General features: G+C 34.9%; 2 protein-coding genes. Both read left to right on the forward strand.

Annotation, left to right across the window (positions count from 1 at the left end; all coding sequences use genetic code 11):
• Positions 1-109 precede the first annotated feature (109 nt).
• A complete protein-coding gene (gene istA / locus BJ095_RS18690; RefSeq protein WP_146223234.1) occupies positions 110-1654 on the forward strand; it encodes an IS21 family transposase in 1545 nt (514 codons plus the stop codon).
• Positions 1654-2406 (forward strand): IS21-like element helper ATPase IstB, encoded by a 753-nt coding sequence (gene istB / locus BJ095_RS18695; RefSeq protein WP_107937914.1) that lies wholly within the window; start codon positions 1654-1656, stop codon positions 2404-2406. The genes istA and istB overlap by 1 nt, the downstream gene beginning before the upstream one ends.
• Positions 2407-2457 lie beyond the last annotated feature (51 nt).

A 2457-nucleotide genomic window follows, 5' to 3' on the forward strand; every position in this document is an offset into this window, starting at 1 on the left:
TGTATTTGATAAGCTAAAACTGAGCCACCATCGCAGTTGAAAAGTGAGCCACTTTTATATGAAAATAATCCTAACTTCATAGAGTTAGGAGCGTATAGAGGTGATTTCATTGGAGAAGAAACAGAAGGTACTACTTGCCTTTCATCAAGAAAATAAGAGTCAACGTCAAATTGCCAAGGAGCTTGGGATTTCTCGTAATACTGTAAAAAAGTATATCCAAGAGGATCTTGAAAAAAGAAAACAAGATATTCGAGAATTACCTATTACAGATAACTATGTAACGCCTCCGTCGTATAAAAAACGCAAAGGAAATAAACGTGCTTTAACACCTACGGTGATGAAACGTATTCGAAAAATGTTAAAAGATAATGATTATAAACGGCAACATCAGATGCACAAGCAACAACTAAAAATGATTGATATTCATGAAAAGTTATTAGATGAAGGTTTTGAAATTAGTTATACCACTGTAAGAAATTTTGTAAATAGTGAGGAGAAACATCAAAAAGAAGTCTTTATTCGTCAAAAAGCAACTGCTGGTCATGAGATTGAATTTGACTGGGGAGAAGTAAAATTATTCATTGATCAAACATTACGATCTCTTTCAATGGCGGTATTTACCCTACCATATAGTAATGATAGATTTGCATATTTATATGAATCCGAAACAATGGTGTGCGTACAAGATGCTCATGTAAAATGTATTGACTATTTAGGCTTTGTACCAGAAGTTTTTACGTACGATAATATGCGGACAGTCGTAAAGAATTTTATTGGGACAGAACGTGAGATTACCGATGGGATGAAAAATCTATCGATGCATTATCATTTTAAAATACGACTATGTGAACCGAGAAAAGGAAATCAGAAGGGGCATGTGGAGCGAAGTGTAGAATACATCCGCCGGAAAGCATTTGCCCATCGAGATACTTTTGCAAGTTTAGAAGAAGCTCAGGCTTATCTAACAGAAGTAATCATGAAATTAAACTCTCGCAAGCATTATAAGAAAAACCAAACGCACCATGAATTAATGCTAGAAGAGCGTATAGCTAGGCATGTAAGCACAGAAATTATTCCATTTGATGCCTCTGAGTTGTATGAATTTAGAGTGGACAAATATAGCACGATTACTTATAGACAAAATCGTTATTCTGTTCCAGAAGGACATGTTGGAGAATGGGTGAAAGTAAAAGCGAGTGCGGAAAAAATTCTTATTTTCAGTGAAAATGCCTGTATCGCGACACATAAGCGAAGTTGGCAAATCCATCAATGGATTATGGACATTTATCATTACTTACGTACATTTGAAAAGAAAAAAGGTGCATTGGCTCAAAGTGAATGTTTGAGTCAAGCACCAACAAAAATAAAAAAATTATACAAAGATTATTATATTGGAAATGAGCGAGATTTTCTAGAGTTACTTATTTATCTAAAAGAAAATAAAAATCTAGAAAAAGTCTTAGCAGCGATTGAACAACTTGAGAAGAACCCTATGGTTCAAATAACAACAGAAAAGATTATTTTCTTAGCTAATCAAGGCGAATATATTCATAAAACTGTACATTCCAAAAATGAAGTCACCACCCAATCTCTCGAAAATCTTTCAGCCATAACGGCGTTATTTGAAACGAAAAAGACAGGGGTGCTTCACTAATGGATAAGAGACAAGAAATGATTGAGATGTGTAAGGAACTTCGATTACCAAGCATTCGGGGATTTATTCAAGAAGATGATATGTGGAAACAATATCAGACAGCAGAAGATTTCTTATATCACGCACTAGTGCAAGAAATGGAAGATCGAGAAGTGCGAGCAAAAGCGAATCGCATTCGATCTGCAAATTTCCCTGAAAAGAAACTATTAACTGAATTAGAGTTTGAGAGATTACCGCAAAATGCGGCCTCTCGCCTCCCACATTTAAAGAAATTAGACTTTATTCAAGAAAAACAAAACGTTTTATTAATCGGATCACCAGGTACAGGTAAAACACATATAGCAATTGGTTTAGGAATTGAAGCTTGTTTAGCAGGTTATAAGGTGTATTTTACAACGGTGTCATCCCTTGTAAATCAGTTAAAAGAAAGCCGTTCTGAAAGAACGTTACGTTCATTTGAACTGAAGTTTGAAAAATATGATTTAGTAATCATTGATGAATTAGGTTATATCTCCTTTGATAAAGAAGGAGCCGAGTTATTATTTACTCATCTTTCCCTTCGGGCAGGACGAGCATCCACCATCGTTACGAGTAATTTATCATTTGATCGATGGGAAGAAATATTTCATGATCCAGTTTTAACAGCAGCTTTAACGGACCGACTAACACATCGAGCATACATGGTGGACATGGTAGGACCATCTTATCGAATATTAGATACAAAAGAATGGTTGGAAAATAGTCAGGTTTAAGTGGCTCAGTTTTTAATTAATAAATGGCTCAATTTTTACTTGCGAAATACA

The sequence above is a fragment of the Ureibacillus chungkukjangi genome (assembly GCF_003217295.1).
GTDB classification, from domain to species: Bacteria; Bacillota; Bacilli; order Bacillales_A; family Planococcaceae; genus Ureibacillus; species Ureibacillus chungkukjangi.